The sequence below is a fragment of the Streptomyces shinuiensis genome (assembly GCF_043660855.1).
GTDB lineage: Bacteria > Actinomycetota > Actinomycetes > Streptomycetales > Streptomycetaceae > Streptomyces.
On sequence record NZ_JBIHML010000005.1, the window covers coordinates 109,478 to 130,176 of the forward strand.

The 20,699-nt window shown below is 71.6% G+C and carries 32 protein-coding genes and 2 tRNA genes; 13 read left to right on the forward strand and 21 right to left on the reverse strand.

Features of this window, described 5'->3' with window-relative positions; genetic code table 11:
- Window positions 1-35 precede the first annotated feature (35 nt).
- The 5 genes from ACGRHY_RS29140 to ACGRHY_RS29160 form a co-directional block, all read right to left on the reverse strand.
- Complete coding sequence (locus ACGRHY_RS29140) at window positions 36-293, reverse strand: hypothetical protein (protein ID WP_394638659.1); 258 nt, start codon at window positions 291-293, stop codon at window positions 36-38.
- A 186-nt stretch (window positions 294-479) separates the two neighbouring features.
- Window positions 480-794 carry a hypothetical protein gene (locus ACGRHY_RS29145; RefSeq protein WP_394638660.1) on the reverse strand — a complete coding sequence of 105 codons (315 nt, stop codon included), beginning with the start codon at window positions 792-794 and terminating at the stop codon, window positions 480-482.
- A gap of 74 nt (window positions 795-868) precedes the next feature.
- Window positions 869-1,456, reverse strand: a complete 588-nt coding sequence (locus tag ACGRHY_RS29150; protein WP_394638661.1) for a hypothetical protein — start codon at window positions 1,454-1,456, stop codon at window positions 869-871.
- Window positions 1,457-1,698: 242 nt separating this feature from the next.
- On the reverse strand, window positions 1,699-2,217 hold the full coding sequence (locus ACGRHY_RS29155; protein ID WP_394638662.1) for a hypothetical protein: 519 nt from the start codon (window positions 2,215-2,217) through the stop codon (window positions 1,699-1,701).
- A gap of 27 nt (window positions 2,218-2,244) precedes the next feature.
- Window positions 2,245-2,877, reverse strand: a complete 633-nt coding sequence (locus tag ACGRHY_RS29160) for a hypothetical protein (RefSeq protein ID WP_394638663.1) — start codon at window positions 2,875-2,877, stop codon at window positions 2,245-2,247.
- A gap of 506 nt (window positions 2,878-3,383) precedes the next feature.
- Between ACGRHY_RS29160 and ACGRHY_RS29165 the strand changes: the two genes are divergently transcribed.
- Window positions 3,384-4,232 (forward strand): IS5 family transposase, encoded by an 849-nt coding sequence (locus tag ACGRHY_RS29165; RefSeq protein WP_394638454.1) that lies wholly within the window; start codon window positions 3,384-3,386, stop codon window positions 4,230-4,232.
- The gene (locus ACGRHY_RS29170) at window positions 4,229-4,627 is read left to right on the forward strand and encodes a hypothetical protein (RefSeq protein WP_394638453.1); all 399 of its coding nucleotides are present in this window, start codon (window positions 4,229-4,231) and stop codon (window positions 4,625-4,627) included. Before ACGRHY_RS29165 ends, ACGRHY_RS29170 begins: the two co-directional genes overlap by 4 nt.
- Before the next feature lie 207 nt (window positions 4,628-4,834).
- Here ACGRHY_RS29170 and ACGRHY_RS29175 read toward each other — a convergent pair whose 3' ends face one another.
- From ACGRHY_RS29175 to ACGRHY_RS29230, 12 genes are all read right to left on the reverse strand, one after another.
- Window positions 4,835-5,089 carry a hypothetical protein gene (locus ACGRHY_RS29175; RefSeq protein ID WP_394638664.1) on the reverse strand — a complete coding sequence of 85 codons (255 nt, stop codon included), beginning with the start codon at window positions 5,087-5,089 and terminating at the stop codon, window positions 4,835-4,837.
- Window positions 5,090-5,408: 319 nt separating this feature from the next.
- Window positions 5,409-6,134 (reverse strand): hypothetical protein, encoded by a 726-nt coding sequence (locus ACGRHY_RS29180; protein ID WP_394638665.1) that lies wholly within the window; start codon window positions 6,132-6,134, stop codon window positions 5,409-5,411.
- 120 nt (window positions 6,135-6,254) lie between these two features.
- Window positions 6,255-6,653 (reverse strand): hypothetical protein, encoded by a 399-nt coding sequence (locus ACGRHY_RS29185; RefSeq protein ID WP_394638666.1) that lies wholly within the window; start codon window positions 6,651-6,653, stop codon window positions 6,255-6,257.
- 34 nt (window positions 6,654-6,687) lie between these two features.
- The gene (locus ACGRHY_RS29190) at window positions 6,688-6,984 is read right to left on the reverse strand and encodes a hypothetical protein (protein ID WP_394638667.1); all 297 of its coding nucleotides are present in this window, start codon (window positions 6,982-6,984) and stop codon (window positions 6,688-6,690) included.
- 71 nt (window positions 6,985-7,055) lie between these two features.
- Entirely contained in the window at window positions 7,056-7,313 is a 258-nt protein-coding gene (locus tag ACGRHY_RS29195; RefSeq protein WP_394638668.1) for a hypothetical protein, read from the reverse strand.
- Window positions 7,314-7,692: 379 nt separating this feature from the next.
- Window positions 7,693-8,403 carry a PP2C family protein-serine/threonine phosphatase gene (locus tag ACGRHY_RS29200; protein ID WP_394638669.1) on the reverse strand — a complete coding sequence of 237 codons (711 nt, stop codon included), beginning with the start codon at window positions 8,401-8,403 and terminating at the stop codon, window positions 7,693-7,695.
- 29 nt (window positions 8,404-8,432) lie between these two features.
- On the reverse strand, window positions 8,433-8,690 hold the full coding sequence (locus tag ACGRHY_RS29205) for a hypothetical protein (RefSeq protein WP_394638670.1): 258 nt from the start codon (window positions 8,688-8,690) through the stop codon (window positions 8,433-8,435).
- Between the two features lie 312 nt (window positions 8,691-9,002).
- Window positions 9,003-9,287, reverse strand: coding sequence for a hypothetical protein (locus ACGRHY_RS29210; protein WP_394638671.1), 285 nt, complete (start codon window positions 9,285-9,287; stop codon window positions 9,003-9,005).
- Window positions 9,288-9,403: 116 nt separating this feature from the next.
- Window positions 9,404-10,075, reverse strand: coding sequence for a hypothetical protein (locus ACGRHY_RS29215; RefSeq protein WP_394638672.1), 672 nt, complete (start codon window positions 10,073-10,075; stop codon window positions 9,404-9,406).
- A gap of 289 nt (window positions 10,076-10,364) precedes the next feature.
- The gene (locus tag ACGRHY_RS29220) at window positions 10,365-10,523 is read right to left on the reverse strand and encodes a hypothetical protein (RefSeq protein WP_394638673.1); all 159 of its coding nucleotides are present in this window, start codon (window positions 10,521-10,523) and stop codon (window positions 10,365-10,367) included.
- Between the two features lie 50 nt (window positions 10,524-10,573).
- Window positions 10,574-10,813 (reverse strand): hypothetical protein, encoded by a 240-nt coding sequence (locus ACGRHY_RS29225; RefSeq protein WP_394638674.1) that lies wholly within the window; start codon window positions 10,811-10,813, stop codon window positions 10,574-10,576.
- An 88-nt stretch (window positions 10,814-10,901) separates the two neighbouring features.
- On the reverse strand, window positions 10,902-11,471 hold the full coding sequence (locus ACGRHY_RS29230; protein ID WP_394638675.1) for an LPD29 domain-containing protein: 570 nt from the start codon (window positions 11,469-11,471) through the stop codon (window positions 10,902-10,904).
- Window positions 11,472-11,702: 231 nt separating this feature from the next.
- Here ACGRHY_RS29230 and ACGRHY_RS29235 point away from each other — a divergent pair, with 231 nt between their 5' ends.
- From ACGRHY_RS29235 to ACGRHY_RS29255, 5 genes are all read left to right on the forward strand, one after another.
- Entirely contained in the window at window positions 11,703-12,332 is a 630-nt protein-coding gene (locus ACGRHY_RS29235; RefSeq protein WP_394638676.1) for a GGDEF domain-containing protein, read from the forward strand.
- Window positions 12,333-12,703: 371 nt separating this feature from the next.
- Window positions 12,704-13,087 carry a hypothetical protein gene (locus ACGRHY_RS29240; protein WP_394638677.1) on the forward strand — a complete coding sequence of 128 codons (384 nt, stop codon included), beginning with the start codon at window positions 12,704-12,706 and terminating at the stop codon, window positions 13,085-13,087.
- A gap of 352 nt (window positions 13,088-13,439) precedes the next feature.
- Window positions 13,440-13,658: a hypothetical protein gene (locus ACGRHY_RS29245; protein WP_394638678.1), complete on the forward strand. Its 219-nt coding sequence runs from the start codon at window positions 13,440-13,442 to the stop codon at window positions 13,656-13,658.
- A 162-nt stretch (window positions 13,659-13,820) separates the two neighbouring features.
- The gene (locus ACGRHY_RS29250; RefSeq protein ID WP_394638679.1) at window positions 13,821-14,213 is read left to right on the forward strand and encodes a hypothetical protein; all 393 of its coding nucleotides are present in this window, start codon (window positions 13,821-13,823) and stop codon (window positions 14,211-14,213) included.
- A gap of 184 nt (window positions 14,214-14,397) precedes the next feature.
- Window positions 14,398-14,868: a hypothetical protein gene (locus ACGRHY_RS29255; protein ID WP_394638680.1), complete on the forward strand. Its 471-nt coding sequence runs from the start codon at window positions 14,398-14,400 to the stop codon at window positions 14,866-14,868.
- A 339-nt stretch (window positions 14,869-15,207) separates the two neighbouring features.
- Here the strand turns inward: ACGRHY_RS29255 and ACGRHY_RS29260 are convergent, their stop codons facing one another.
- Complete coding sequence (locus ACGRHY_RS29260; protein ID WP_394638681.1) at window positions 15,208-15,534, reverse strand: hypothetical protein; 327 nt, start codon at window positions 15,532-15,534, stop codon at window positions 15,208-15,210.
- A 397-nt stretch (window positions 15,535-15,931) separates the two neighbouring features.
- Here ACGRHY_RS29260 and ACGRHY_RS29265 point away from each other — a divergent pair.
- The 6 genes from ACGRHY_RS29265 to ACGRHY_RS29290 all read left to right on the forward strand — a co-directional run bounded on the left by ACGRHY_RS29265 (window position 15,932) and on the right by ACGRHY_RS29290 (window position 18,681).
- A tRNA-Glu gene (locus ACGRHY_RS29265) sits at window positions 15,932-16,004 on the forward strand.
- A 12-nt stretch (window positions 16,005-16,016) separates the two neighbouring features.
- A tRNA-Asp gene (locus tag ACGRHY_RS29270) sits at window positions 16,017-16,087 on the forward strand.
- A gap of 361 nt (window positions 16,088-16,448) precedes the next feature.
- Window positions 16,449-16,868 carry a GNAT family N-acetyltransferase gene (locus ACGRHY_RS29275; RefSeq protein ID WP_394638682.1) on the forward strand — a complete coding sequence of 140 codons (420 nt, stop codon included), beginning with the start codon at window positions 16,449-16,451 and terminating at the stop codon, window positions 16,866-16,868.
- A gap of 292 nt (window positions 16,869-17,160) precedes the next feature.
- On the forward strand, window positions 17,161-17,367 hold the full coding sequence (locus tag ACGRHY_RS29280) for a hypothetical protein (RefSeq protein ID WP_394638683.1): 207 nt from the start codon (window positions 17,161-17,163) through the stop codon (window positions 17,365-17,367).
- Between the two features lie 282 nt (window positions 17,368-17,649).
- A complete protein-coding gene (locus ACGRHY_RS29285) occupies window positions 17,650-17,835 on the forward strand; it encodes a hypothetical protein (RefSeq protein WP_394638684.1) in 186 nt (61 codons plus the stop codon).
- A 336-nt stretch (window positions 17,836-18,171) separates the two neighbouring features.
- Window positions 18,172-18,681, forward strand: coding sequence for a hypothetical protein (locus ACGRHY_RS29290; protein WP_394638685.1), 510 nt, complete (start codon window positions 18,172-18,174; stop codon window positions 18,679-18,681).
- Between the two features lie 159 nt (window positions 18,682-18,840).
- On the opposite strand, the gene ACGRHY_RS29295 is transcribed toward ACGRHY_RS29290, so the two are convergent.
- The 3 genes from ACGRHY_RS29295 to ACGRHY_RS29305 form a co-directional block, all read right to left on the reverse strand.
- On the reverse strand, window positions 18,841-19,059 hold the full coding sequence (locus ACGRHY_RS29295; RefSeq protein WP_394638686.1) for a hypothetical protein: 219 nt from the start codon (window positions 19,057-19,059) through the stop codon (window positions 18,841-18,843).
- A 55-nt stretch (window positions 19,060-19,114) separates the two neighbouring features.
- Complete coding sequence (locus tag ACGRHY_RS29300) at window positions 19,115-19,447, reverse strand: DUF6300 family protein (RefSeq protein WP_394638687.1); 333 nt, start codon at window positions 19,445-19,447, stop codon at window positions 19,115-19,117.
- An 80-nt stretch (window positions 19,448-19,527) separates the two neighbouring features.
- Window positions 19,528-20,697: a hypothetical protein gene (locus ACGRHY_RS29305; RefSeq protein ID WP_394638688.1), complete on the reverse strand. Its 1,170-nt coding sequence runs from the start codon at window positions 20,695-20,697 to the stop codon at window positions 19,528-19,530.
- Between the last annotated feature and the right edge of the window lie 2 nt (window positions 20,698-20,699).

Below are 20,699 nucleotides of genomic sequence, written 5' to 3' on the forward strand. Positions count from 1 at the left end.
GGGGCCGGGCGGTGCGTGCCCGGCCCCGATGGGGGCTACCGGGTGACGCCCTGGGCGGCGGCCTGGATGACGACCGCGAGGCTGTTGAGGGCGCGGGCGAGGTCGTCGCGGGTGACCTCGGTGTCGGCGGGTGCGGTGGCCGAGGCGGGGGCGTCGAGGCCGTTGAAGACGAGCAGGAGCTTGCGGATCAGGTCGCGGGAGTCGTCGCTGTTCGGCGGCTCGACCCCGGCCGACCGGGCGGCAGCGGCCATCTGGTGCTGAGTGAGGGAGTCGATGTCGGCGGCGGTGAGCACGCCGTGGTGGCTGATGTGCAGGTAGTACGCGGTCGCCAGCGCCTTGCGGACCTGGTTGAAGCGCTTGTAGACGGTCGAGGCGAGGCCGGAGGGGAGGATGTGCTGCGCCAGGGGCAGTTCAACGGAAGCGGGAATGGCTGTTCTCCAGTGGTTGTCGGTTCTGGGCCGGTGTTCCGGCGCCGGGTCTCAGGCGGGTGTGATCAGGTCGTGCAGCAGCGCCCGCAGGGCGTTGCGGGTGCAGTCTTCGGCCAGAAACGCGAGCTGAGCGGTTACGCCGCTGTCGTTGACGCGCGACGCCTGTGCGTCGGCTTCGTCGTGCAGCCGGTCGTAGGCATCCCAGAAGTCCAGTTCGGCCAAGGCGCCGCCGTTGAAGCGGTCGGCGGCCCGCTCGTGAGCGTCTTCCTCCACGGCTGCGTTCAGCATCCCCTCACGGATGCCGAACTCAGACGCGATGGACTCGAGTTCGGCAGGACCGAAAGGCTTGCTGTCCGCCGCGTGCACGTTCCTCCCTCGTTGGGAACTCCACCCTGTATGACTCTTAAAACTATACATGAAAGGCGAGGGAGTGGCAAGTCTTAAGAAACGTAGAGTTGTCGTTTCGGGCTCTCCCCGCAGGCCAGCGAAGCGCTGTGCTTCCAGAGCTGAGAATCCATACGGACGTCGTCACCCCGGTGCGGATTTCCGCCGCGCATACAGGCGTTCTGCCGCACGGTGGTGGAAGGCGGTAGCCGGCTGCCTGCCGCCGAGGACCGACAGCAGGGCGCGTCTGCTGCAAGGAGATCAACGGCGCAGCCGGAGTCCCCGCCTGCCACTGCCGCCCCACTTTGTGCGCGGGGGGCGAAGCGGTGGACGCTGCGGCGGGGCGGGAGCAGTCGGGGAACGGCGCTGCGAGCCGAGGCGAGGACCAGGCCGGCGACGGCGTCGGCCGTCACGGCACTGCCCGGCAGTGGGCGGCCGGGTACGGGTACGCGCGGAATGAAGCGGACCGCGTCGGACTCGTCGGGGTGCCACAGCCGGCCCCGCGCCTGGGCGTCGGTGAAGAGGTAGGTGATCCGCTGGCCGCTCCACCGGCGCCAGACCCGGCGGCCGTGCACGGCGGCCAGCCGGTCGCCGTCCCAGAAGCGCAGCGGCTCCGGGCAGGTGGCGGAAGTGGTGTCGGACATCGCTCCCCCTTCGGGAGCGGCGGATGCGGGGACGGGCCCGTGTGGAGGCCGCGGTCACAGGCCAGAGTCACGGTGTGCTCGCGCGAGCACACCGAGGCTTGCCAGGCGGGCAAAATAGACGCGCAGACACCCGCGCGACGCGGGCCATCCGCGCGCCAACGAGCCGAGGTCGCTCCGGTACACCAGGTCTTGGCCGGAGGTCTCGGTGCGGCGGCGCGGCGCGCGGCAAGCCTCCGGGGAAGTCACGCAGCGCGCCCTGCTGCGGCGCGAACGGCCGGGTTGGGGGCGGTGCGCTCGTCGAGCGCGTCCACGGCGGCCAGGACGGCGCAGGCCGTGGCGAAGGCGGGGTCGTCACGCAACAGCTCAGAGGCGCTGGTGGAGGCGGACAGGCCGGACAGGTGGCCGATCAGGTCCCGCACCGCCAACTGAGGCTTGCCGTCGACGTCGCAGGGCGCCTCGTAGGTGCCGACGCCGGGGACGTGGGCGATGTAGACGCCGTTGGCGGTGTAGTGGGGGTCCTGCCAGACGACGAAGGCCGCCGAGGGGGCCGTCGCTAGCAGCTGCGCAGCCAGCTCAACGGCGCTACCGAGCGGCGTCTCGTCCGTTCCGTACAGCTCGCCCAGCGCCAGAGCGGTGGGGGACGCCTGACCGCGGTCCCAAGGGCAATCGAGACAGGCGTCCTCGATCGCCTGCACGACGGCGGGAGCGTCCTCGGGACTGACGTCGTAGACGCGCAGCTGCATCGGTGAGCGGTCGGACAACGAGAAGACCTCCTCGGGTGGGGCGGGTTACTGCGACCAGGGCTTCAAAGTGGTGGCGTCGACAGGCTCGATGCCTGCCGCACGGAGGTCGGACGCCTCTGCGGGACCGGCGGCGAAGTCCCACGCGTTGTAGCGGGCGTCCAAGGTGCACACTGCCGCCAGGCGGGCGCACCGTGAGGCCGACGGCTCTCCGGCCGGTGCGGGTTCGTCCGTCGGCGGCGCCGTGTCGGCCAGTTCGCGCGGCACGGCCAGGACCAGGGCCTCGGGCGGGTAGACAGTGCAGCCGTCCAGGACGGTGTAGCCGGCGTCCGGGTCGATGCACAGGTAGAACTCCGAGGCCAGGCAGTCGTCGCAGTGCGCGGCATCGAACGGGCGCGCGCCTTCGCGCTGCGGTGTGGGAGCGCCGGCGAAGTACCACACGAACTGCGCCCGGTCGGTGAGCGGCTCCAGAGTGCGCCGGTCGTAGCGCGGCTGGCAGGTGCCTACCAGCACGTCGCCGGGCCGGATCTCGGCAGCCGGAACGACACGGACAGCAGCCGGGTCGAAGCTGCCGGGGGCGGGAGCACCCACATCCGTGCTCGTGGTCGGGCCGGTGGTGAAGGAGGTGATCGGGTGCTTCACATGGACGCGGTGCAGGGGAAGGTCCTGCGGGTGTGCCATCAGTGCTCTCCCGGTCGGAGCGGCGGTGGGAGACGTCGGCGACATCACCGTAGGTGGTGGCTCCTGCCTGCTGCACGACGCACAGGACATCGCTGTTGCCCAGGCCGCCGCGATGGCGGAGCCAGACGATCAGATCGCTGACGTGCTGCTGTCGGGCGGCGGGCGGGCTTCAGCCCGCCGCCCTCTTGACTCTTAAAACTATATTATAGGTGATGGGGTGATGCAAGTCTTAAGAGCCGAAGAGAAGTGAGGGGTGGAGGCCGCCGGTCTGCCGGGGCGGCTGCCCCGCGCCAGTCCGGCCCTCGCGGGATCGCCTCCGGGATCGGAGGCGTTCGCTGCCGATGAGCGCCTTCTCGAGCTGGGAGGTGCACCTCCCAGCTCTGCCGATATGTCCGTTCCTCTCAGAGGGCGGTTCGTGAGTGTTTGAGTGGTTCCGCCGTCGCCTGATGGTGTGAGTGTGAGCGGAACCTGTCGGCCCGAGGCCGCTGATCTGTTGATGTGATGAGGTGAATGGACGCAAGCCGTACCCGAGTGACTTATCGGACGAGCAGTGGTCGTTGATCGAGCCGGTGATCACCGCGTGGAAGGACCGGCACCGCTCGGTCAGCGGCCACCAGGGCAGATACTCGATGCGGGAGATCGTCAACGCGATCCTCTACCAGAGCCGGACCGGCTGTCAGTGGGCCTACCTCCCGCACGACCTGCCGCCGAAGAGCGCGACGTACTACTACTTCGCCACCTGGCGCGACGACGGAACCGACCAGGTCATCCATGAACTGCTGCGCTGCCAGGTCCGCGAGCGGGCCCGCCGGTTAGAGGACCCGACCCTGGTGGTGCTGGACACCCAGAGCGTCCACGTGGCTGCCGGGGTCCCCTCCTCCACGACCGGCCTCGATCCGGCCAAGCGGGTGCCGGGCCGCAAACGGGGCCTGGCCGTGGACGTGCTGGGTCTGGTCATCGCGGTTGTCGTGCTGGCCGCGAACACGCACGACAACGCCGCGGGTATCGCCCTGCTGAACCAGGTCGCCGCGCACACCGGCGGCACCGTCGAGAAAGCCCTGGTCGATCAGGGCTTCAAGAACCAGGTCGTCGCGCATGGCGTCGGCCTGGGCATCGACGTGGAGATCGTCGAGCGCAACCCGCAGGACACCGGCTTCGTGCCGCAGCCGAAGCGGTGGAGGGTCGAGCAGACCTACGGGATCTTGATACTGCACCGGCGCCTGGTCCGCGACTACGAGCACCATCCCGCTTCCTCCGCCTCCCGCGTCTACTGGGCCATGACCCACGTCATGGCCCGCCAGCTCACCGGCGCGAACACTCCCACCTGGCGCGATGCGCAGGCGGTGACCGCGTGAACCTCCGGCCCCTGCTCGACGCGCTGGACCTCCAGGAGGATGCCGCCCGGGCCCTGGCTGACGACCTGCGAGGACAGATCGGCGAACTGCAGGGCCGGCTGCGGGAGGCCGAGACCCACCTCGAACACCTGGCGATCACCCGGAAGACCGTCACCGGCCTTGCCGACCGGCTCCCGGCCGGTCCACCGGACCTGCCCGAGCACCCGGACTACCCCCGCATCCTCGCCGTCTTCCACGAGGCCACCGGCCCGCTGCGGGCCCGTGACGTCTGCGAAGCCCTCGATCATGAGCTGCTGCCGAAGAACGTCGAAGGCACCCGCGCCAAGCTGAAACGTCTGGTCAAACTCGGCATCCTCACCGAGATCGACGCCGGCAGCTTCGCCAGGAAGCAGTAGCCGACGAACACGTGATCAGCAGCCCTGCCCTAACCTCACTTCGAAACGGACATCAACTCACGAACTGCCCTCTCAGGTGATCTGGGAGATGGCCCCCCTGTTTCCCCTGGTGGGCGAGGCGATCTGGGAGGTTGGGAGGTTGGGAGGTTGGGAGGGTGCTCTTCGCTTTCGGCGCCGCGGGATGTCGCCAGATGCCGGCCGCGGCGCTCAGCCCCGGTCGTCCTGCCGCGTCATCACGCCCAGCTCGACGAGCGGTCCCGCGATCTCCGATCGGCGATCCTGCAGGTCCTCGGCTGCCAGCCCGAGCGCGCGCCACAGCGCCCACTCGGTGCCCTCTCCGTTCTCGAAGTCCGCGTACGGCTCGACCCGCTCCCTGGCCGTCATGAGGAGCGACACGAACTGCTCCAGCAGGCCGTACTCACCGGCCACCTCCTGGGCGAGGATCCGCAGGGCGTCCGGCATGTCCGGCGTGCTTGTCCTTCAGCTTCCGCACGGTGTCGGCCGTGTCGGCCGGGCCGACTGCTTCGTTCTGCCCGCGGGTGGCTGTGGACACGGCGCGGGTGGCGTCGGCGGACGGGTGGGGACCCGTGGTGCTCTGCACGGTTGAGAACTCCTCGTCGATGGGGTGCGGTCCGGCCGTGGACGTGGCTGCGCGGGGTCGCGAGGGCTTCCGGTGAAGCCCGGCTGTGCGGTCAGGCCGATGTCGGCACGGCCGGGGTGGCTGCACGGGCGATCTGTAGCCCGCGCAGCCTGTGAGATGCGGTCGGCGGCCGTGAAAGCGTCAGCGGGCGGTGCTCCGGCGCCATGCGCGGTGCAGGGCTTCGGCGCTGGGAAACGGGCTGCCGAAGGGGGAGCGGGTGACGGCGCTGTCGCGGCGGATGTGGACGGTGGCCCCCAGTTCCCGCGCGATCTGCGTGCAGGCGTGCGCGAGTTCGGCGGGGTCGGTCCGCCAGGGGAGGTTGGGCCTGTAGCAGACGGTGAGGGTGTAGCCGCCGCCCTCGGTGGTGTGGCGGGGGGTGGGAGTGAGGCCGTAGCGCATCCGGAAGGCCTTCTGGTAGGCATCCGCCGCCGCTGCGGGGTGGCCGGTGTAGGACTCGCGGACAAGCGTGACGTCATCGGCGAAGGCGAGCGGGATGGCGCGGTACGCCTTTGCGTTCAGTTCGTTGTCCAGGTCCTCCCGGCGCGGGGTGGTGATGGTCCACACCTCGTCATCGGCCCACGGCCAGGGGCGGCCATCCCATGCGGGCACGGCGCTCTCCGCGTGGCCGGGCCGGAACCCGGCGATCACGCCGGTGTACGTGCCGTCGCCGTTGTCGATGGGGGAGCCGTCGTGGCGCTCACGCATCCAGAAGCGGCCGTACTGGACGAACCCCGGCCCGGGCGTCCAGGACAGGGCGGGATCGGTGAGCCAAGACAGCGTGATCTTGACCAGATGAGCGTTGGGATTCTCCGAGACCGGGGTGCGGTCGTAGGCGCTGAGAAGGCGACGGGTGAGGCTGCGCTGCATGAGGCTCTTCCTTCGCGGAGGGCGGGGAGATCTCGCCGTTTCGACTCTTAAGACTCTACAGTAGAGGTGTGATGTATGCAAGCCTTAAGAGTCGCTCAGGTGGGGTGCTCGCTGGCAGGGTCAGACGCGGCAGGGGCCGGTTTCTTCCGCCCGCCCGCGGTCGGCGCAGTGGCCGCATTCACCGTCCCGGGCGTTGCCGTTCAGTTCGGCCCGACAGCTCTCGTTGCTGCACAGCTCTTCGAGCGGTGTGCCGTTGATCTGGTCGAGGTGGCCGGACTCCAGTGCCAGGGCTGTGATCGCGTGCCCGCTGGCAGCCGGCGCAACTTCCGCGCCGTCGGGGCTGGTGAGGGTCAAGGTGACCTCCTGGCCCTTGAGCGCGTCGAACAGTTCCTGGGCGGCGGCCTCGGTGGGTGCCTTGAGATGGATCATCGCGCGGGCGCTGGTGGCCAGATAGGCGTAGTCCTTCAGGGGTTCCTCCTGGCGGCGGGCGGATCTGGTGAGTGCGGCATACCGTGGCACCGCGCCTCTTGGTCGGGTGTGATCGGCGGAGCACTCACCCGAGGGGCCTGTAGACGCGTTCCACGGGCGGAATGCCGGGGACGCGAACGCGGTGACGGATCACCCCGCCCCGGGCGGTGACGGTGGCCACGCCCCCAGAGGTGAAGAGCGCGAGGTCCGCGAGCATCTTGCCGCGCGAGACGGTGCGACGAATGCGCCGACGGCGGGCGTGCCGTACGACGAGCCGTTCGGTGACGCGGTAGCGCGGTGCGAGTTCCGGAAGGCCGTTCCAGGTGCAGTCCCGATTGTGGGTGACCAGGCGCTCCGGGTTGGCGGGCATGGATGTGCGCATGGATGCCTTTCGTGAGTCGGCAGGAGGAGGGGGAGGGCGCGGGCGGCCGCAGGACCGCCCGCACCGGGGTGTCACACGATGCGCATCCCGAACAGGCGGGGGCTGTCGTCGGTGACGCCGCACAGTTCCTCTGCGCAGTCGCCGCAGAGGTTGGGGCAGCCGCACTCATCGACGTTGAGGACGTGCCAGCCCGCGTCGTGGGCGTCGTGGGTGCCGTCGTCGCCGTCGTCGAGGAAGGGGGAGACCTTCTTGCACTCGGCGCACTCAATGCGGTCGAACTCCATGACCTCCACGGGCAGTCCGGTCATCTCGGCGAGGGCGATGGTCACGGGTCACTCCTGGCGGGTGGTGCTTCGGCCGGGGTGCCACCCCGCCCTTCTGACTCTTAAAACTATACAGTCGGGGTGTGACAGATGCAAGTCTTAAGATTCAAGTGGAGTGATTGTGGCCGATGGTCCGGCACTCGTGCGCTGCGCGCCACCGGGTCAGGCCGCGGAGATCGCGCAGCTGCTTGTGGAGGCGCCCAGGGGCGGGATGCCGGACGTGAATTACCCGGAAGCGCCGCCGAGCGTCCTCGCATCCGGTGCCGGGGCCGTCAGCGCGCGGCCAAGAAGGTCCCGGCGGGAAGATCACTGTCAAAACGTCCGGACTGCCGGCCGGGGCCCGGACGTGGGAGGCCCAGGCGGGCGGCCTCCCACGCAGGTGGGCTCAGCCGAAGTCGACGACCGTGGCGGTGGCGTTGTCCCGCCGCTCCGCCGGGAAGGCGGTGGCGCGGCAGACGAGCGCGGTCGCCGCAGCGCGCGGGTCGGCGGCCTCGTTCAGCACAGAACCGAGGTCGGCGCCGTTGTCCTCGAACGGCGAGTACACGCCGTCAGAGCACAGCAGGAGCCGCCCGCGTCCGTGCGCGCGAGCCGTGCCGACATCGCCGAACTCCCCGCTGTAGCGCCGCAGGCTGGAGGTGACGTAGTTGCGGTACTGCCGGGGGAAATCGGTGAAGCCCGCGGCCCGGAGCCGCTCAGCCTCATTGTGGTCGCGGGTGAGCTGCTGCAACTCCGCATCCGCACCGAGCGGCTTCCAGTAGGCGCGGGCGTCGCCGCACCAGGCGATGCGCAGCGCGCCGCCCGTGGCGCGTACGGCGACGACCGCGACCGCGCTCGGCGGCTGTTCCCAGGTGTCCTGGTGGCCGTCGTAGTCGGTGACCGCGCGCACCGCTGCGATGGCCGCTTCCGGGTCAAGCGTCTGCGCGGCCACGCGGGCCAGAAGCCGGGCATTGCCGCGCGTCCAGGCCTGGACCGTGCTGCTGGAGCCGATGCCGTCCAGCAGCGCCCAGGCGCGCACGCCCCGGTGGGCAGCGGTGGCCGTGGCGTCGCACTGGTGTGAGCGGGTGCCGATGCGCTGCGCGCTGGCGTACGTGATCACGTGTATGTCTCCAGGTGTCGTCCGGGGCCTCAGTACCAGGCGGGGGTGGGGCTGGTGAACGGCTCGATGTCGGGCATGCAGCCGTAGGAGTGCGGTGCCAGGTCGCGCAGCGCGTTCAGCTCGCCGTAGGCGTCGCACAGGACGCAGAAGCCGCCCTGCTTGTCGCCCTCCATGTAGAGATCGACGACCCGGATGCGGTGGGGACGGGTGTCCGGCGTGTGGACGGTGGAGGTGATCAGGTCCTCGGTGCCGAAGAGGGGCGCGGGGGAGGTCGTGGTCGCCTTCATGTCGTGTTCCAATCCTTCGTTCGTCTGCGTCGCCGGGGCTGTCCCCCGTTGTCTCTTAAGACACTACATTGAGCGTGGCGGATGCGCAAGTCTTAAGAGTCAATTGGTGGTGCAGGGTGCTCACTGTGCGGTGCCGGCTGGCTGTGGGGCGCGGTGCCGCCGCGCCCCGTGCTGCCCCGGATCCTGCGCAGAGCCCTCACGAGCTACTCACGGCCCGTCCGACAGGTGCTCGATCTCCTGTTCATGCGGACTCCTCCAGGGGCGCCAAAGGGGGAAGACCGGCCCCGCGCTCGGCGCGCGGGGCCGGGCCGGTCACCCCTTGGGGCGCAGGGGGGTCCGGATGACGCGGTAGTACCGCGCGTCGTGGTACCCCACCTGGGCCAGCGCGTTCCGGCCGTTGATGGTGGCCTCGCCCCCGAGGGCCTCGGCGTGCTCGCGGGCGACGGCCCGCCAGTAGGCGGCGTCGGCCTCGGCGGGCTCTCCCAGGAGGGCCGTCGCAGTCTTGTCCGCGTCCTCGTCGGCGACGGTGACCACGGTCTCGAAGCCGGGGAGGGCGACGGTGTGGCCGTTGTGGTTCACGAGGCGTAGCTGGAGCATGTCCGGTCCTTCCGGTGGGGGTCTCAGCGGGGTTTCCCTCCGCCCTGTTGACTCTTAAGACTATACAGATACTGCACGGTGGATGCAAGTCTTAAGAGTCAATCTGCTGACCAGTTCTAGGCCAGGCACCGCATGAGGGATACGGGCTTGGGCGAGCGCCAGTGGGGAGCGTCACCGGTGAGCGTCACGTTGCGCACCACCGCGCGCCCGCCCAGGGCGGCCATGATGCGGCCGGAGACGGTCGCCAGCGGCCGCGGGCCCCACTCCCAGGCGCCGTAGTTGGGTGCGCAGGCCAGAGTGAGCCCGTAGTGGCCGTCGGGGCGCCGGTCGGGGGTGAACCAGTGGCGCCGCCAGAAGGCGTCCCAGTAGGCGTCCACGGTGGCCTGCGGATGCGTGGCGTACGGCTCACGGGCGATCTCCACGTCGGGCCGCCCCAGGGCCCAGGTGACGCGGTGCGGCTTGTCGTCGAGCCAGGCGAAGACCTCGGGGTCGGCGGACGTGACCGTCCAGACCTCTTCCTCGGTCCAGGGGCCGCCGTCGGCGGCCGGGAGCTGCTTGGGGCCGACCCCGGCCACCACTGCCGTCCGCGTGCCGTCGTCATTGCTGCGCAACCACGTCCCGCTCATCACCTCGGTGAAGTCCTCGCCGGGGGACCAGGGCCGCGGCGCGTCGGCGAACACTTCGGTCGGGAAGACGTGCTCCACCTGTACCAGGTGGCGGAAGGGGTGGTCGCTGACCGGCGTGCGGTAGGCCGCGCGGAGGATGTTGCGGGTCAGGCTACGGTTCACGGGCTCTCCCTGAACTTCATCCTTGTTGTCTCTTAAGACAATACAATACGGGTGCGGTCGATGCAAGCCTTAAGAGTCGATAAGGGTTGGTGTCCGTAGGCTTCGCGGCCGGCACGAGAGTTTGCCGAGTGCGGTGGCGGTGCGGACGGCGGCCCGCCAGGCTCGCCCGGTTCGCGGCAGCCTGGAGGCGAAGGGGGTCGCTGCAGGGCGGGTGGCGCGGGGCCTCTGAGGGTGGGCAGGTCGCGCCGGCTGGGCGCGCGGTGGCCCGTGGGCACATCGGTGCCGGGTGTCAGCCGCCGTGCGTGTTGAGCCGGCCTGCGGTGGCTTCGCAGTGGTCCTGGCTGCCGTCGGTGACCCATCTCTCGTTCCGGGTGTCCCAGACGCCGTAGTCGCGGTAGCCGAGCTGTTCGACCACGTAACGAGGCTCGTTGTCGTGTGTGTGGCACATATCGTTGGCTCTCCTCGTGTGGCTGCCCGGCGGGACCGGGTGGCCGGGTGTCACGGCCGGTCGTCGACGAAGGCGGCGGCGGCACGGGCCCACGCGAACCGGTCGCAGTGGTAGTCGGGTTCAGCGGCGGCGCAGAACAGGGCCCGCTTGGTGGCTTCGATCCGTAGGCCGTTGAAGCCGTGCCGGGCGACGGCCTCGGTCCGCAGCTGGGCCAACTCGTACGGCGTGATCAGCTCGCCGGTCTCGCGCATCGAGATGTAGAGGGCCTGTCCTGCGGGGCTGAGGTCCATCGAGGCTCCTTCCGGGGCAGATCATCGTCTGCATCTTAAGACTATACAGTCGGGGTGTGGCAGTGCACGTCTTAAGACTGGTAGGGGGTCAGTCGCTGTCAAGGTGGACGGCGGAGACAATCGGGGCGCCGCTGTAGGAGCGTCCGCCGACGGTGATGCTGATCCACTGAGGGCGACGGCGGTCGCCGTTGCCGTAACGGGCCAGCAGCGGGGCGGCGATGGCGCTCACGGCGGTGCGGCCGGGGCCCCCGCTCCAGCTGACGGTGATCTCGTGCCGGTGCTTGCGCTGGCCGGTGCGCACGGAGAACTTCACGCCGGGGAAGGCGCGACGCAGCTCGCGACGCAGGTGGGAGGCCGCGTACTTGGTAGGCAACCAGATGCCCGCCTCGTTCAACTCGGCCGAGCCGACAACGGGGGTGACGGACGTGTGCCGCACGTGCACAAGGGGTCCGGGCTTGCCGTCGAGGGTGTACAGCTCGTAGCGGCGGGCAGTCCGGCCGAGCAGCGTCGCGGCCGTGCACAGGCGGCATGCGCACGGCTGGACGGTCCACTCGCCGTGCGAGGCTGCGTCGGTGCCGTGGTAGGTGACCCGGGTGCCGGGGGGCAGTCGCAGGGCGAGGTATGCGGCGTCCGCGATGCCGGCGGTCTTCGTGGTCATGGTTCCTCCCAGGGGCGCTGAGGTGCGGGGGTGACGCCTCGTTGTCTCTTAAGACAATACATGCACCCATCGGTGAATGCAAGTCATAAGAGTCGATGTGCTGAATGCCGAGGCGACCACTTGCGGTCTATTGAATCTTATGACTTGCGTCCGTCGGAGGCTGACTGTATAGTCTTAAGAGGCGAGAGGGGTGGTAGTCGCCCCCGATGCCATAGGACCGGAAGGAGCCTCATGATGGCGCAGCCCGCCGAGCTGGGCGCTGTGCTCGCTCAGGCCCGTGCCGACCTGACCCGCACGGACGTCAGCCGCGAGCAGCTCCACCGGCACCTGGCCCGACTCGTACCCGCCGTCGAGAACCTGCTCGCCCACGCCGAGGATCTCACCGACCTGTTGGACCAGGCCCGGACCTGCCCGGTCACCGGCCTGCCCACGCGCGCAGCCTGGACCGCTCTGGCCGACGCGCGACTGAAGGCCGGGCCCGCAGCGGCGGTCGTCTTCGCCGACCTCGATGCGTTCAAGCCGATCAACGACCGCTTCGGGCACCATGCGGGAGACGCCGTTCTCGCCGCAGTCGGCCAGCGACTGCGAGCCTGGTGCGCATCCGACGGCCACGCCGGGCGCCTGGCAGGGGACGAATTCGTCGCCGTCGTGACCGCCACTCCTCACCTGCCCCGGCGCATCGAGCGACTTGAGGCTGCCCTGGCCTCCCCCATCGACTACGAAGGCGTGTCCCTGACCGTGGGTGCCTCGATCGGGGTGGCTCGCCAGGACATGCTCGGCACCACTGACCTGTCGGCGTTGCTCGGCGCCGCCGACGCCGCGATGTACCAGGCCAAGAAGCGCGGCCGCCGTGGCCGGTGAGCGGCGGGCCCGACGCCGCGCCCCTGTACGCCTGCTCTGCGAACCCGAAGGAGTACCTTGATGGCTTCTGAGCTTCCCCCGGCTCATCCCCGCAAGGCGTCTGCGGGGCGCCGGCGGAGGCGTCGCACCCAGCTCGCCTACCGCATCCGGCGGCACGCGACCAGCGCAGTCGAAGTCCTGGCTTTCCCCTTCGAAGCGCTGCTCGGCGCCTCCAGCCTGGGCGCACCCCACACCGCGGCAGCCGGTCTCATCCCGGGGACCACCCGCCGCCGTATGGCCTGCGCCGTGGCGGCCAACGTCCCGAAGGGCTGTACGGCGCGCGGCCTTCGCGCCGTACACGGCCCGCTCACCCCTTCACACTCGGAGCCCTCGTGCTGAATCCTGCTGCGCCTGACGAACTGGCCGCTGTCGCGGCCGAAGTGGGGCTGGGAGAGCCGGCCTCGCCTGACCTGGTGGCCGAGGTCGCCCGGTTCCATGCCGGCATGATCCGGGGTGGCGGCGCTGACGCTGCGCTGGGCCGGTACTGCCGGGGCGTGCTGGCGCCCGTCCTGCGACGGTTGGTGGCTGCCGAGTCCGACTTGGCCGCGTTGCGCTGGGCGGTGGCCCGGCACATCGCCGCCGCCGACCAGGGAGAGGACCCCGCGCCGCGCGAGGTCCTCGATGCCGCCGCCCGCGCCGGGATCGACCTGCGGGCCGACATCGAGACCGCGGCGGCCGTTCTGGAGGCCGAGAGCTACGCCGCAGCGTTCGGCTGATCCCCGACGACTGACCCACCGCCCCGGGGCCGAAGGCACCCGCCCGTGGTCGAGCATGACCGGGCCGGCGCCGGCGGGCCGCGGTGGTGTGGTCAGCCGTCTGCCCGGGGTGGTCGATGGCCTCTCCTTCGGCCGGGGCCCTCGGTCCGGCACCCCGTCCAGAACCGGGCGATCTCAACGCGCTGTTGGCGCTGCGCTGGCTCGGTGTGGACGGTCGCATGTTCGGCGTGCGGACGCCTTCAGGGGCCGCGATGTGTCGGCTGGCGGGGTGGCCGCGCTGCTGAGGTGGTTGGGTAGGGGTGGAGTCTGTCGGGGCCGGCCGGTGCGCGGGGCCGGGGAAGCGAGGTTGGTCGTGGGTGAGCGGGTGCGGGTGCGGGTGCTGCTGCTGTTCGGTGATCAGGCCGAGATCGTTGCGGCGGATGTGCCGGCGGAGGAGCGGGCCGAGCCGGTGCGGTATCCGGCGGGGGAGATCGCCGAGGCGGTGGGTGTGCCGGTGCGGGAGCTGCCGGGGAAGGTGTTGACAGCCGAGGTCGGGCGAGGAGACCGGTTGTCGGGGTGGGCACTGGTGTAGGCGGCCGGCGGCCCCGGTCCTCGGCGCGGGGGCCGGGGCTGTTTCATCCTCGCATGCGTTGCAAAATAAGAATCCAATGTTGTAAAATTAGAAGTGCCAGGGCGGGGGGTGACAGCCCCGGACCTGGCGCCCAGTTGAAAACTCCACAGAGAGAGGAACGTCATGGCCGACCATGACGACAGCGAGAGGAAGTACACCTTCCTGGGGGTGGCCCTGCTCGGGGCCCATATCGATCTGAGGGGGATCCTGCGGGACCTCCCGATCCCGGTGGAACTCCCGGAGCTGGACGAGGAGAACAAGGCCGAGGCTCTTGTGGGTCTTGACCGGGCCCGGACGCTGATCGCGGACGAGCCGATTTCCTCCAGCGCCAAGCGTGCCTTTCAGGAACTGATCCTCGAATGGTTCACCGCCTACGAGGTGCTGGCCCTGTACAAGGCGGCTGGGTTCGCCCCTTGGCGGCTCGACGCCGTCGAGTTCGCTCTCAGTCGTTTCGTTGCTCTCAGCGAGATGATCGAGGAAGGCGACTACGGCCCGCCCGAGACGGACGCGCTGTAGCTCTCGCGGCTGCCCCGGGCACCCAGCCCGGGGCGGTGCCTCTCTCGGAGTTCTTCGACCGGACCGCACCGTACCGCCCCTGTCACGGCAAGGGAGAGGGGCCGACGCGATCCCCGGGCAAGCCCGGGGGTGACAGAGCGTCGGCCCCTACCAGCTGAAAACTCCCGAAAGGAGCGTCACCACGATGGTAGAACAACGCGGCCTCATCGCGCCGGAAATCGCCGAGACCTACAACCGCAGCCGCCACACCGTGACCAAGGAGTGGACCAGGCATCCGGCCTTCCCCGCCCCGCTGCCGCAGCGGCGCGGCCGGTACCACGAGTACGACTCCGAGGCGGTGGCTGTCTTCGTTCGTGAGCACGTGGCCCGCCAGGCCGTCGCCCTGGAGCCTGACCGGCTCTACACCGCACGGCAGCTGGAGGAGGCCGGTGTCGGCATCAAGGCGGCCACGATCCGGGCGGATCTCTCGCGCAGTCGCGGTGGTGGCCCCAGGCGTTGGCCGGAGCCGGATGACACCGGTCATGGTGTGAACCGCTGGTATGGGCGCACCGTCGCCAGGGCGCTGGAGACGCGGCAGGGCTACCGCCGGAAGAAGGACCAGTCCGGGCCCGCCGGGCAGTCTCCGCGGCGGGAGCCGGGCGTCCGGGCCTGCTGAGGCCGGTCCGGGCGCTGGCTCCGGTCTCAGCGGCACAGGGTGAGTCGGTGCCGGGGTTCGGGCCGCGCCGCCGAGGGGGTTCGGTCTGGCTGGGTCGCCGCACGCTGTGCGGCCGTGGGCCGGCCCGGGGCTGCTGCGGGCCGGTTTGAAGTCTGCCCGGCCGGCACCGCGGCGCTGGCCGGCGGTGCGTCGGTCGGGCGGCCGTGCCCCGGCACACTCCCGCGCGGTCGCTCCCTGGCTGCGCCGTGTCCCTGTGCGGCGGCCGGAGGCCGGCGGCGGTACCGCTCCAGGCCGGCGGCCCCGGTCCTCCGCGTCGCGGGGAGAAAGGTGCTCTTCGTGTCAGTCCCGGTCGCCGCAGTCGAAAGGTGCCTGGCTGTTGTTGCTGGTGATCTCCAGTGAGCCTCCGTCGTGTGGCCTCACCGAGGCGGCGGCTTCGCGGTCACCGATGCGCAGACGCAGGTCCTCCGCCTGGCTGATGTTCCAGGCGAAGTCCGGCTGGTCGCCCTGCATCTCGAGGGTGCCGCCCCAGCCCGGGAGGCCCTGGACCCGGTCCGGGCCACCGAAGGAACGAGGCCTCTCGGTCTCTTGCCAGCACTGCAGGTGGGCCCGGCACGCGTAAGCGTTTCCGTCCACCAGGAGCTCGGCAGGGCCGTCATACGGGGTCATAGCCCCAGTGTCCTCCTGGTCCCGGCCTTCCGCCTGTTGCCGCCTGCTCGGTCATCCGCGGCTCGCTCCGCTCCTCTCCGGGGGTGCCGCCCTGCCGCTGCTTGGGCGCTTGTCTCTTATGGCTTGCGCTTCCACTTCGGGTTATGTATAGTTTTAAGAGTCGACAGGGGGTGATGCGGCTGACGCCGCTCCTCCCTGACGGCTCTTGCGCGGACCCGGCCGCCTGATCAGCGTCCGGGTTGAAGGAGGGGTCGCTCCCCTCTGGAGTTGCGGTGTACGGCGTGCACGGCCCCCTCACTCCCCCTGCGGGGGGAGGCCCGGGGGCAGGAGCGGGTTCGAATCCCGCCGACTCACCGGGGCCTCCCGCCCTCCCCCCCAGCGGGAGGCCCCCGCTCAGGCCCTCGTGGAGTAGCGGCTATCTCGCCTCACTCTCAATGAGGAGATCGCGGGTTCGAATCCCGCCGAGGGCACGTGCCGCACCGGCTTCTGTGGTCCATGGGTAGGGCACCGGGTTGTCGACCCGGGGAACGGGGTTCGAGTCCCCGCAGAAGCGCTCAGGGCCTCCCCCTGAACGGGGTGGCGCCCCCGGGCCTTCCCGGGGGCGCCGCTCCCAGCTGTCGCGCCGTACCCGGTGCACAGAGGCGATGGCCCCCCACAAGGGGCGCGACCGCCAGACCCCTGCTGCCCGGGGCGCCGCGTCCCGGGCAGCAGCCGGGGTGCGGCGCCGGCCGTGCTCCGGCTGCCGCGCCCGCCGCTGGGCCGCTTCCCGCGCCGCGCCCCGGCTGGTCCCGAAGTCGTCGTTCGCCCGCGCTGTGTCGTCTTTCAGCGCGGAGAGGGGGCGGGTGGGAGATGGAGCGCGGCTCGCTGCGTCCGGCCGCACGCTGACCTGCCCGTAGAGGAATTGGAGGAGTGCGATGACGAGGGACGGAGTTCGCCTCGTGCGCGTGGACACGGACGCGCCGCGGCTGGTGTGGGAGCTGCGCACGGAGACCGAGATGGCCGGGTATCTGGACGCACTGGACGGGGAGTCGGTCTGGATCTGCCACATCGGTATCGACCCGCGTTACCGAGGACGCGGGCACGCCACCCGCCTGCTGCGGGCCATCCTGACGAATTGCCCGTTCAAGCCGGTAGGGCTGGTGGCGGCGCCCTTTCCCGCCTGGCGGGAGGCAGGGCTCGCGCACGACGACCTGCGCGCCTGGTACGTCCGGCACGGTTTCCGCCCTGCTCCCATCTTGGAGGACCCCTACCGCATGATCCGACTCCCTGCCGGGCGGTGCGCAGGGAGCGACCCGGATCGGACGGTGCGCGCCCACAGCGTGCTGGATGAGTGATCAGGGGGCACTGCCGACGGAGGGTTCCGGTCCCGCCCAGGGACCGAGGTTTCCCGCCGACCGGCCTGCGCCCGACCGCCCTGCGGACCCGCCCCGCCAGCGCCTTCCTAAGCGGCCGCACAGCCGCCGCCCCAGGCTTCGTTGTCGAATTCCACGGCCCGCCTCGGTCCAGCTCTGGCGGGGCATGGGCGGCTGTCTGCGCCGCTGGGCAGGGTGGAGCCGGGGCGCCGCGCCCGCCGCTGGGCCGCTTCCCGCGCCGCGCCCCTCTGGCCGGCCTGAAACGGAGGGCATCGTGATCGCCCTGGCCAAGACCTCCGCGCCCACCGGGGCCCAGACGATCCGGGCCGTCCGCGCCACCGACGCCGACGGAAAGGACCACTGGTTCTGCTCGTCCGGCGGCGACCGGATCACCACTCACCCCGGGCGTCACGGCTCCTTCTGCCCGGGCTGCAACGCCGTCGCGCCGCGCATCGTGCGGGTGCGCTCCTTCCGGCCCTGACCGTCCGGACCGCCGCTGCTGCGCCCCTGTACGCGGCCGCCCGGCGTACCGGATCCGCGACTGGCGGCCCGAGCCCCGGCGGCCCGCTCCGCGACGGCGCCGCACGCTGCTGCAGCGTCTGCCCGGGCTGGCGGCACGCGCCGGCCCGATCCGGCCCCCGTCCGTGCGTCGCGGACGGGGCTCCGGTGTGAGGTGTGGCCGGGCCGAATCCCGCCGCACGGCCACCGGGCCGGGGTCACCATGGCGGGGTACGCCCCTCCGACCCGCAGGAGATCCACGCCCGTGATCCGTGACCACCACCGGCTCAAGGGCGGCGCCGCGCAGCTCGGCGCCGCCGGCCCCGGCCTGCCCGGCCCGTTCGGCATCTGGCCCGTCGGGCCGGAGGCCGACGACGAGGACCAAGAGCTCGGGCACCGTGCCGGTGACCGCAGCGTCGGCGCAGCGCCGGACTGGTCGACCGGAGGATGAGGACGCGCCGTGCACCGTCGTGGTTGGGCCCGGAGCACGGCCGCCCGCCGTGCTCCGCCCGCCTGTTTGTACGTCGACGCCGAGCTCCGATGCCGTCCCGCCGCCTGTCGTCGGGTCAGTCCTGCCGTCTGGCCGCTGTCGGACTGGGCCCGTCATCCAGCTCGGCCCGCAGGTTCCGTCCCGCGCCGGCCTCGGTCTGCCGCTGTCGATGCGCCGGCGATGTCGTCCTGGCGCCCGCGCTCCTGGTGTCTGGTCCGGGTGCGCCCCTGCACGGTCCGCCGGGCTCGGCGCGGGGCGGGATACTGCGGTGACCGATCCGGCAGGGCGGAGGCACAGATGGCCAAGGCCGAGATGAGGCACCCGGCGCTGGCGGGCGAGTCCTGGCCGGTGATCGGCGTGCGGATACACCGCGAGGGGCGGCGCCCGCGGTCGGCTTCCTGGCGGCCGGCCCCGCTGACTGTCCTGGAGGAGGTGCTGCTGCCGTGCACGTGGCCGGAGCTGGAGCGTCTCGCCGAGATCGCGGTGGGGCTGAGCCGGGCCCGGGTGTACGTGCAGGGTCTCGCCGGGGCCGAGCCGGATGGCCGGCTCGTGCTGTGCCTGCGGGGCGCTCCCGGCGCGGTACGGGTGGACGGCCCCCTGGCGCCCGTGGCCGAGGTCCTGGCCGCCCGGGCCCGCACCGCCGCGCTGCGCGTCGCCGCAGTACACCGTGAGGCCGGCCGCCAGCAGGAGGCACAGGTGTGGCGCGCGCGGGCCCGCCGGATCCTCAAGGACGGCCGCGCCGCTCGCCGCGGCCGGAGCGTGCGGGCCGCCTCGGCCGGGCTGCCCACCCTCGGCGGGCGCCCCTGAGGGCCGACCGTACGGCTCTGGCCGGTGGCGGCGAAGGCCCAGCTGCCGGGCAGGCTCCATGGTCTGTTCCGCCGCCGGACCTGACCCCAAGCACAGCAGCCCACCCGCGCGGTCGGCCTCGTTGCACGGTCGGCTCGGCTGCCGGAGACCAGCCGTTCGTCACCGGTCGTGCGGAGGGTCTTCGGCGGCGAGGTCGGCGGTGAGGGAGGTGGCGGTGTTCTCGATCCACAACAGCGTCCAGTCGACTCCGGCGTGGAAGTCGGGCGATGCGGGCATGTCGGCGGCGTCGGCGCGGATGCGGGCGGCCAGGTTCCGCAGGTCCTGCTGCAGACCTCGCTTCCGGGCCGCGACCATCGCCGCGGACAGTTCGTCGGTCACCTCGAGGATGGACCTGGGGCGGGGCCTGTCGCGTCTCCTCCAACCCATCGGCGTCTCACCCGCTCCCGAGCGTGCGTGGACCGGTGTGCCGGGGCAGATACTCGGTCGGCAGACCTTTCGGTACCCAGCCCCAGCCATGGGCGGCCATGCCTTCCTTCATCCACTCCATGCCCAAGCGGGCGCCTTCTGCGGCTCTGGCCGGGTCTTTGCCGCCGCCGGAGGTGAGCCAGCGCAGCAGCACGCCGGCGGCAGGCTTGTCGGCGTCGCAGGCCGGGCACAGCTCCAGCCGGATCGGCTGGCCGAAGGAGTCCTTCCTCGGCATGGAGGCGGCGCTGAGCAGTGCCCCGCCGCGCCGGGAGCACGGCGACAGGTTGTCGGACAGTTTCATACGCCTCTTCACCAGCGCTCTCCCAGTGGTGCGAAGGGACGCGAAGGGAGAAGCCATCCAAAGCCCGGCGGTGCCGCACGTCAACCCCGTCGGGCATACACACGAGAGTCTGTGCCGGCCGGCGCCTTCGCCCAGTTCCGCCTCGTCGAGATCGCCGCACCCCTGGAGGCGCGCCGCCCCTCCGTACGGGCGCTGGCCGCCCGGATCGCCGAGCACCGCCCCGGCCTGCCGGGCCTGGCCGAGTACGCCCACCGCGCCACCGCGGTCTCCCTCACTGACGGGAGGACCTCGCTCCCGGCGCGCGACCTGGGGAGCTGGGATTCCCTCCTCGGCCCGTGCTGCTCCGGCGCCTCCGGTACTGCCCGGACGCCACCGGGCTGCAGTGCCCCGCGGGACCGCCGTGCCTCCCTCGGCCAGGCCGCCGTGTTCCGCCCCGGCCGGAGACGGGCCGGGGCTACAGGGCGTCGACTCCCGCCGCCTTCACCCGCGGCCACGCCGCCGCCGGCCCTGGCCTGCCGCTGCAACGCCTGGAGCTCCTCGGCACTGAGACTGTCGACCCACGTGATCATGCGTTCCGTCCTGGCTTCTTCCTCGTCGCGCAGCTGCCGGTCATACCAGTCCAGGTCCGGTTCGGTGAGCCAGGGCCGGGCGGCCCCGTCCTGCAGGCGCCGGCTCTCGGCCTCCTCGACGATCGCGCACGGGTAAGCCGGCCGCCGCGGCGGAGGCCCGGCCAGGATCCGCCGGCGGGCGGCGAGCAGGGCACCGGCCGTCTCCTCGCTCGCGCCGCAGGCGGCGGCGAAGCCGGTCAGCAGCCGCTCGCCGGGCAGCCGACGACCGGCCAGGGCCAGGTGGAGCGCGCTGCGGGAGAACCGGCCCGCGGCCCCGGGTGCGGCGGCAAGTTCCCGCAGGGTGGGGCCGCCGGCCGCAGTGCGCAGGCGCCGCATGGCCCTGGCCAGTCCGGCCAGCGTGGCGACCTGGTCCGACACGTACGGGGCGCGGGCCCTGGCCGGCGGCCTGCGGCCGGCCTCTGCGGCCGCCTCCCACAGCCGCTCGGCCACCTGCTCGTCGGCGCCGGATCCCCGGGCGAAGGCGAGGACGGTGCGCCGGGTGGGCAGCCGGCCGTCCAGGGCCCGGCGCAGGGTGCACGCGGAGACGATCAGCCCGCCCGCAGTCGCCCGGCGGGCGAGGCCGTCGAAAGTCCGCGTTCCCTTCGCCGCGCGCAACCAGCCCCGCAGCACCGTCACTTCCACCG

Coding starts and splice junctions, on each gene's coding strand:
- ACGRHY_RS29235 (WP_394638676.1), top strand. CDS start 11,703: ATGATGGCGCAGCCCGCCGAGCTGGGCGCTGTGCTCGCTCAGGCCCGT.
- ACGRHY_RS29300 (WP_394638687.1), bottom strand. CDS start 19,447: ATGAAACTGTCCGACAACCTGTCGCCGTGCTCCCGGCGCGGCGGGGCA.
- ACGRHY_RS29225 (WP_394638674.1), bottom strand. CDS start 10,813: ATGGACCTCAGCCCCGCAGGACAGGCCCTCTACATCTCGATGCGCGAG.
- ACGRHY_RS29250 (WP_394638679.1), top strand. CDS start 13,821: ATGGCCGACCATGACGACAGCGAGAGGAAGTACACCTTCCTGGGGGTG.
- ACGRHY_RS29275 (WP_394638682.1), top strand. CDS start 16,449: ATGACGAGGGACGGAGTTCGCCTCGTGCGCGTGGACACGGACGCGCCG.
- ACGRHY_RS29260 (WP_394638681.1), bottom strand. CDS start 15,534: ATGACCCCGTATGACGGCCCTGCCGAGCTCCTGGTGGACGGAAACGCT.
- ACGRHY_RS29190 (WP_394638667.1), bottom strand. CDS start 6,984: ATGCGCACATCCATGCCCGCCAACCCGGAGCGCCTGGTCACCCACAAT.
- ACGRHY_RS29230 (WP_394638675.1), bottom strand. CDS start 11,471: ATGACCACGAAGACCGCCGGCATCGCGGACGCCGCATACCTCGCCCTG.
- ACGRHY_RS29255 (WP_394638680.1), top strand. CDS start 14,398: ATGGTAGAACAACGCGGCCTCATCGCGCCGGAAATCGCCGAGACCTAC.
- ACGRHY_RS29220 (WP_394638673.1), bottom strand. CDS start 10,523: ATGTGCCACACACACGACAACGAGCCTCGTTACGTGGTCGAACAGCTC.
- ACGRHY_RS29175 (WP_394638664.1), bottom strand. CDS start 5,089: ATGCCGGACGCCCTGCGGATCCTCGCCCAGGAGGTGGCCGGTGAGTAC.
- ACGRHY_RS29205 (WP_394638670.1), bottom strand. CDS start 8,690: ATGAAGGCGACCACGACCTCCCCCGCGCCCCTCTTCGGCACCGAGGAC.
- ACGRHY_RS29290 (WP_394638685.1), top strand. CDS start 18,172: ATGGCCAAGGCCGAGATGAGGCACCCGGCGCTGGCGGGCGAGTCCTGG.
- ACGRHY_RS29150 (WP_394638661.1), bottom strand. CDS start 1,456: ATGTCCGACACCACTTCCGCCACCTGCCCGGAGCCGCTGCGCTTCTGG.
- ACGRHY_RS29210 (WP_394638671.1), bottom strand. CDS start 9,287: ATGCTCCAGCTACGCCTCGTGAACCACAACGGCCACACCGTCGCCCTC.
- ACGRHY_RS29160 (WP_394638663.1), bottom strand. CDS start 2,877: ATGGCACACCCGCAGGACCTTCCCCTGCACCGCGTCCATGTGAAGCAC.
- ACGRHY_RS29180 (WP_394638665.1), bottom strand. CDS start 6,134: ATGCAGCGCAGCCTCACCCGTCGCCTTCTCAGCGCCTACGACCGCACC.